Source organism: Thermoactinomyces sp. CICC 10522 (assembly GCF_016055075.1).
GTDB classification, from domain to species: domain Bacteria; phylum Bacillota; class Bacilli; order Thermoactinomycetales; family Thermoactinomycetaceae; genus Thermoactinomyces_A; species Thermoactinomyces_A daqus.
On record NZ_JAECVY010000037.1, the window covers coordinates 1 to 6,246 of the forward strand.

Genomic DNA, 6,246 nt, shown 5'->3' on the forward strand with positions numbered 1-6,246 from the left:
CCACGCGCTATGAAAAACGGGCGGTTTATTTTTGTGCTGCCATTACCTTGATTTCCCTGATGATTTGGCTCAATTAGTGATTCACCAGACACGCCCTAGTAAATACCAACTTCGGAACAGTCTATCCGACTGTGAACAGCCCCTTCTGGAACGAATCGGGGCATTCTGCACCTTTTGTCTGAGATAAACCCGTCCTAAAGTTTGCAAAAGGTACGCATCAGTAACGTCATGCAAAAGTTAAACGTGAAAGGACGATCCCAAGCCGTGGTGGAGTTGGTAAGATTGGGCGAATTAAAGATCTAGTCTGCATGTGACCCTGCCGCATTTGCAAAGAAGGCAGGGGTTTTTGTGTTTAGGGGGGAGGGGGGCTTTTTGCAAATCAACATAGAGAAAGCTCAGGTCGTCCGACAGATCTTCGATTGATACCCAAGGGACGGATGGGGTTTCAAGCACCTTGGTCCAGCGCTTGATCCAAAATCCCATTTATTGCGGAGATTTTATCTTAAATCAATATATCAAAATCAAGATCGGTGGGCGTAAGAAACAAATCCTCAACCCCCAGGAGAAATGGCTGGTATTTAAAAATCATCATGTGCCGATCGTCTCCCGGGAAATCTGGGAAAAAGCCAATCCAAAAGAAAGGAATGGTGAGAAGGTCAACATTACCCCATGGAATGATTTGCTGGGAATCTGCAAGTGCAGTGAATGCAGGTCCAATATGGTCGTTGTACGAACGATCAAAAAGCTTTCAGATGGCTCCAAGCGGACATACCGCATCTCAAAAAAGTTGATGGATTTTATTTCGATACGGCATTAAAACAGGGTAGGAGAGTCAAATGGTAAAAGGAGTTGAAAATATTGGTTGACAGTTTACGAAGTATTTTAGAATTACTAGAGGAGTTAAATGCTAGATGCAAAACGCCTATTATTTCTCGAAATGAATTTAAGGAGGAATATGAAAATCTCAACGATTTTACTCAGTTACAGCCACAAATTAGTGAATTGATACATGATATAAAAGAATTAGATGTTAAAAATATTGATCTTATTGTTGAAAAATTAATCCATCTCCACCTTAAACTTTCTGACTGCATTTGGCACATTGACCAGATCCACGAGTTAGTGAAAAGAGCATGTGCAAATATACGAAATTCGTTAGACTAGATTTTGTATACCTCACTAGGCATTTTTGTGTACTTGGTGGGGTTTTTTTTACAGTTAGTATAACAGTGCTGAAGGAAGAGTTAAGAGAAAGTAATGTGGGTAGTAAGAGGCCAGTTTATTCGAAGCAGGAACGGTAGGGGTTGTCAGTTTTGCCCAACCAGTGATCGATAAAGCCACAGCATCAATCAAACCGATGTTGGCCAAGATTCCGATCGTCAATAATTTGGAAAATTGCTTCGCGTACAATCAAATGCTGGGCTACTTCATCAGAGCTGTTGGGTGAAAAATATCCAGGAAAAGAAACAGACAAGATCGTAGCTTTCTTTGAATACAATGTTTGCCCCAGTTTCGAGTGGAGTGACTCGATATGAACATGATAAAGATGGGAATAAAAAGCCATATATGGGTGTCATTGAGCGATTTGCTATAAAACACCCGAATGTAACGATTGAAATGTATGACAGCAAAGGCGGGAAGCTCATTCGTAGAGGGATTGACGATTTTCCAGAGTTGGTGTTTAAAGTATCCAGAGTTAGTAGGGAAAAATATTCCGATTTATATAAAAACTAACTGGAGGTAAATGATATGAGTAAACTAACCGACTACTGCCAGTTTGAACAGAATTGGGCGATTTATGAGATAGTTGCATTAGAAAATCAGTTGGATCATATCCTTTCCGTTTTAGGTATTCCATACAATCGTGAAGCAGTCGTAAAAAAGTTTGAAGAGGCTTGGGAGTCGGAAGAAGAATATACAGATATATTGATAACGCATCCAGATGATAAAAATATATTCTTATTGTATCATATTTCTTTTGCGACACCTGTTTATGACTATCTTATTATTCGTGGCAAAAAACAAGATAAAGAAAAAATTCAAAGGGTCTTTGTGGAGGAATGGAATCGGACTTCCCATCCAAAACGGCCTTTTTACCAGGACGTAGATAAATACTTTGGTGATCGTATAGAGTCTGGAATCAGTATTATTGAAGATATTATTATTGTGGAAAAATCCTTAGATATAGAGTGGTTTGGTCTAAATGAAAACGATTAGTAGAGAAATATGAGCAAACTAACCGACTACTGCCAGTTTGAACAGAATTGGTCAATCCTATGAAATTACAGCACTGGATAATCAATACGCTTCCAGACGAGAGATAAAGTCTAGACGAAGGAGGCTTAAGAGGGGTTATTTTTATGGGGTGGCGTAAATGGACCGCTGAGTTAAAATGAAAATTATAATGGCTACAACAGTACCGGAGACTTGGTGGAACGGGACATCTTCGACAAAAAAGGCAACCTGATCGGGGTTGGTTGGATTTCAGTTTATTGAGGTTTGGATTTGGAAAGTTAGTCGTTAAATTTATTCAAGAGATGTTCAATAAAAATTGTCGGGCAGAAGCTCATTTTTGGGATGAATAGGGGCGAAGACGATGAATGACCATCTCTTCTAGGATATGAGGGCACTTTCACGAGCCTTTCGGGCGGGTTAGACGTGAATGATTAGCGCGAATTTTATATCGTCGATCAGGAGTAGTCAAAAAACTGGGGATTGATGACATTTGTCTTTGTTTAATGATGTATGAGTAACAAGAATGTGCTAAAATAATGAAAGGTTTTATGCGGATTTTTGGGGGTTATGAAGTACCTATAAGGTATTGAAACATTGATCTGATAATCGGGACATAACGCAATGGAAGTGGTTATGAAGTACCTATAAGATAACAATGTTTTGTGATGATACATGTTTGTACTAATTTAGAGCTGAGATTGCTCCTTTTTAGTTGTCTGTTTAATTTGACGACAAAAGAGAGCGATTCGGCAAGGGGCAGAAAATGGTTCTAATCATTCTATTCCAGCGCCGGTCCGAAAAGCCAAGTCGTTCTCTCTCTTCAGTAAAGAACGATACGCGTGTTGAAACATGATTGAACGTTGTATTACAACCAAGCAATGATAAGGATGAAAAAGGATGAGGCTAAAAATCATCATGAATTCGGATAAATCCATACCGCTTCCAAAATATTACCAACATATCCTCCAAGCGGTCATTTATGAGCTGATTGGGGATCCAACTGTGAAGGAGTTCCTTCACAACCAGGGGTTTCTGTGGGAAAAACGGTCATTCAAGCCCCTTTCCTTCTCATGGCTGCAAGGACGGTATGAGGTTAACCGGACACAAATCGTTTTTTACTCTCCAGTTGCTTTATATCTTAGCTCTCCTTGGGAGCGGTTAATTCGGTTGCTCTTGGAAAATTTGTTTAAACGGGATGGTATTCAGTTGGGCAAGACTCAAGTTTCCATCTCAGATGTAGAGATGTTGCCAGATCCTGTCTTTGAAAAACAAACCTTCATTCGGACACTTTCGCCGATCACGATGTATTCCACTTTAACCGCGCCAGACGGAAGAAAAGTGACCCATTATTATGATGCGAGGGATCCGCAATTTTCGGAGTTGTTGCGCCGGAATCTGGTAAAAAAAGCGCTGGCTTTTCACAACTTGAATCTGAGCGATGCTCCTTTTTCAATATGGCCAGTAGGTGGAGAAAAGGATGGATTGCGGCAACACACGATCCGTTACAAGTCCTTGATTATCAAAGGGTGGATGGGGGTTTTTGGCATGGAAGGGGATGCCAGACTGCAGAAAATCGCCTATGACATGGGACTTGGGGGGAAGAATGGCATAGGTATGGGATTTATCACTGTAAATGATTGAAGGAGGTGAACTTGTTGATTCAAGCAATTGCTAAGTTAGGGAGAAGAAGTATTCAAAAATCAGGAAAAAGTTTGGTTGAGATCCAAACCCAATCCATTCATCCTCAAAAATATCCCCACTTGATAGTTCCCGACGTGAAGGGGACTTTTTTATGTCCCAAGTTGAAGAAACCTCCTGTCTTTATTGAAAAAGGAACTTCGAGCAAAAGATTTCAGCAAGGAATTTCAAGGAGTGGTTCTGAAGGACGAAGCCTGTTCATTGTTTTTGAGAAAATTCGATGAAAGGCTTCAAGCCACTATCAAACATCGAAAATTACGGGGAAATGTTTCCTATCGGTCATTAATCCGCATGGAACTTTACAAAATCCAAAAACATTTGATTGGGGAAGAAGAGTACGAGCCTTATAAATCGTTATGGTAGGAGGAACAATGGCTTGTTCGTCATATTGGTCTAATGACGTGAATCAGAAGAGGGTTGCCAAGGTGTTGAAAAAATGTCGTGTCTATCTCCATTGGGTACAAAATTCCGTGTTTGAGGGGGAAATTACTCCAAGCAATCTTTATAAGCTGAAACACGAACTTAACCGATTGATCGATAAGAGTGAAGATTCCGTTATAATTTACACATTTAGGACCTTAACCTATTCCAAACGGGAAGTGTTAGGGTTGGAAAAGAGTCCATTGGACAACTTCTTATGACACTTTCGTCGTCGATCGGAAGTGGTGCAAAAAACCCCGTGGATCTACGACATTTTTTCTTTTATTTTTTAATTCATTTGTTTCTTGAGTGAATAAGAGAAAAAGAATGTGCTAAAATAAAGGAAAATTTTATGCGGGTTTTCGGGGTTTAGGAACTACCTATAAGGAATTGAAACTAAAACCATCCCTCGCGGATTTGACTTTCCTTCTCTTTGTTTAGGTATTACCTATAAGGAATTGAAACCACCATCGTAATAGCTGTACCACTTGCCGGACGGGACCGGGTTTAGGAACTACCTATGAGGTATTGAAGCTTGCTCTCTATCCCTGTCTTTCTTTAACGTGGATTGGAAGGGATGGCAGGAAAAACGTCTCCTGACAAAGAGTGTGAACCATTGCAAGTGAAAACAGCAGAATGCAACGATCGGTAAATTCTGTCAAGGGGAAATTTGGAAACACGTTCGATCCCAATGTGAAAAGTATCCGACTTATGGCTACCGGTGAATCTGGGCTCGGAAAAGCAAAAGTTGATGGTGTATTGCTACAAACCAGTAAGAGATACCAAAATCTTGAGATAATTGTATTTAGTGAAACTCAAGAGGAGAAAAAGTTACAATGAGCCATTTCTTTGTATTAAAGAATGGTAAGCAATATAAATATGTTGAGGAATAAGGATGCAGTGATTGTGAAGTGGTATGAGAATGTAAATGAAGATGCCAAAGTTGCATATTTATTGACATTGACAGAAAAAGTAATGGGTAAAATAGAAAGTTACGAGTGGTATCATATAGTAAGAAAATCGATCGGAATGTGTTGGGAATGGGTTGAAGAGAAAAAACATAGTGGTGATGAACTATATGAGAATATAGAGAATGAAGATGAAGAGGGGTTAATTTTTATTGAAGGCGTATCTTATGTAGGTGATAATGCATATGGTACTCAAGCAAAATTAATTTGGGCTTGTATATTGGATGCGGTATGTTATATTGCTTGGCAGGCCTATCAATATGAAAACGAAAAATATCTTCCCCAATCTCTTGAAAGTGAAAGTGATGAAACGATTGACAAGCTCATTAAAAAAATAAAAAAAGTGGACGGATACCAAGAAGAATGGGCAGAACGGTTAAAAGAATATCTCCTTGCAAACTATCCAGCAGGCAGTGACAAGAAGATCAAGAGAGAAGAGATGATTCGTTTGATTTAATAATACAAAAAAGGCTGGTTCCAATGGCTTTTAGTTAAAAAGAACGCTTCCAAGCCGTGGTATAGTTGGAAAGATTGGGCGAATGAAAGATTTAGTCTGCATGTGACCCTGTCGCATTTGCAAAAAAGGCAGGGGTTTTTGTTGTATAGATTATTTGTGGAAAGGGGAATGGGATCTCCTTTTCCCGTTGCGAACAAGGAGTATCGGAGATTAAAAAATTTGAAACAAGGGGAACAAGCGTTGATTACTTATAACCAAGATAAAATTATCATTACTAAAACGATGATCAGACATTAGTCAAGATGATCAATGAATGAAAAGCCTAGTATTTTACTAGTCTGAGGTTGTTGACAAAAAAGGCCAACAGCATTTTTGTCAACGCCGGGATTAAATTGACCCACTTCAGCCGGTTTAAAATTGACCCACCCCGGTGCCTCATTTAGCCTTTGAAGGTTCCCCGTAAACTCC

The 6,246-nt window shown here is 39.5% G+C and carries 6 protein-coding genes and 2 pseudogenes; all 8 read left to right on the forward strand.

What is annotated here, in order from left to right:
* Positions 1–216: 216 nt before the first annotated feature.
* A pseudogene (locus I8U18_RS18410) lies at positions 217–303 on the forward strand (helix-turn-helix domain-containing protein); the annotation flags it as partial.
* Between the two features lie 151 nt (positions 304–454).
* Positions 455–817, forward strand: coding sequence for a recombinase family protein (locus tag I8U18_RS18415; RefSeq protein ID WP_033102228.1), 363 nt, complete (start codon positions 455–457; stop codon positions 815–817).
* A 41-nt stretch (positions 818–858) separates the two neighbouring features.
* Positions 859–1,164: a hypothetical protein gene (locus I8U18_RS17205; RefSeq protein ID WP_198065158.1), complete on the forward strand. Its 306-nt coding sequence runs from the start codon at positions 859–861 to the stop codon at positions 1,162–1,164.
* 585 nt (positions 1,165–1,749) lie between these two features.
* Positions 1,750–2,217 (forward strand): hypothetical protein, encoded by a 468-nt coding sequence (locus I8U18_RS17210; RefSeq protein WP_198065159.1) that lies wholly within the window; start codon positions 1,750–1,752, stop codon positions 2,215–2,217.
* Between the two features lie 915 nt (positions 2,218–3,132).
* Positions 3,133–3,876 (forward strand): CRISPR-associated endoribonuclease Cas6, encoded by a 744-nt coding sequence (cas6, locus tag I8U18_RS17215; protein ID WP_198065160.1) that lies wholly within the window; start codon positions 3,133–3,135, stop codon positions 3,874–3,876.
* Between the two features lie 14 nt (positions 3,877–3,890).
* Complete coding sequence (locus I8U18_RS17220; RefSeq protein ID WP_198056543.1) at positions 3,891–4,157, forward strand: hypothetical protein; 267 nt, start codon at positions 3,891–3,893, stop codon at positions 4,155–4,157.
* 152 nt (positions 4,158–4,309) lie between these two features.
* A pseudogene (gene cas2 / locus I8U18_RS17225) lies at positions 4,310–4,574 on the forward strand (CRISPR-associated endonuclease Cas2).
* A 685-nt stretch (positions 4,575–5,259) separates the two neighbouring features.
* Positions 5,260–5,778 carry an Imm6 family immunity protein gene (locus tag I8U18_RS17230; RefSeq protein ID WP_198065161.1) on the forward strand — a complete coding sequence of 173 codons (519 nt, stop codon included), beginning with the start codon at positions 5,260–5,262 and terminating at the stop codon, positions 5,776–5,778.
* The last annotated feature ends 468 nt before the right edge of the window (positions 5,779–6,246 follow it).

Coding starts and splice junctions, on each gene's coding strand:
- I8U18_RS17210 (WP_198065159.1), top strand. CDS start 1,750: ATGAGTAAACTAACCGACTACTGCCAGTTTGAACAGAATTGGGCGATT.
- cas6 (WP_198065160.1), top strand. CDS start 3,133: ATGAGGCTAAAAATCATCATGAATTCGGATAAATCCATACCGCTTCCA.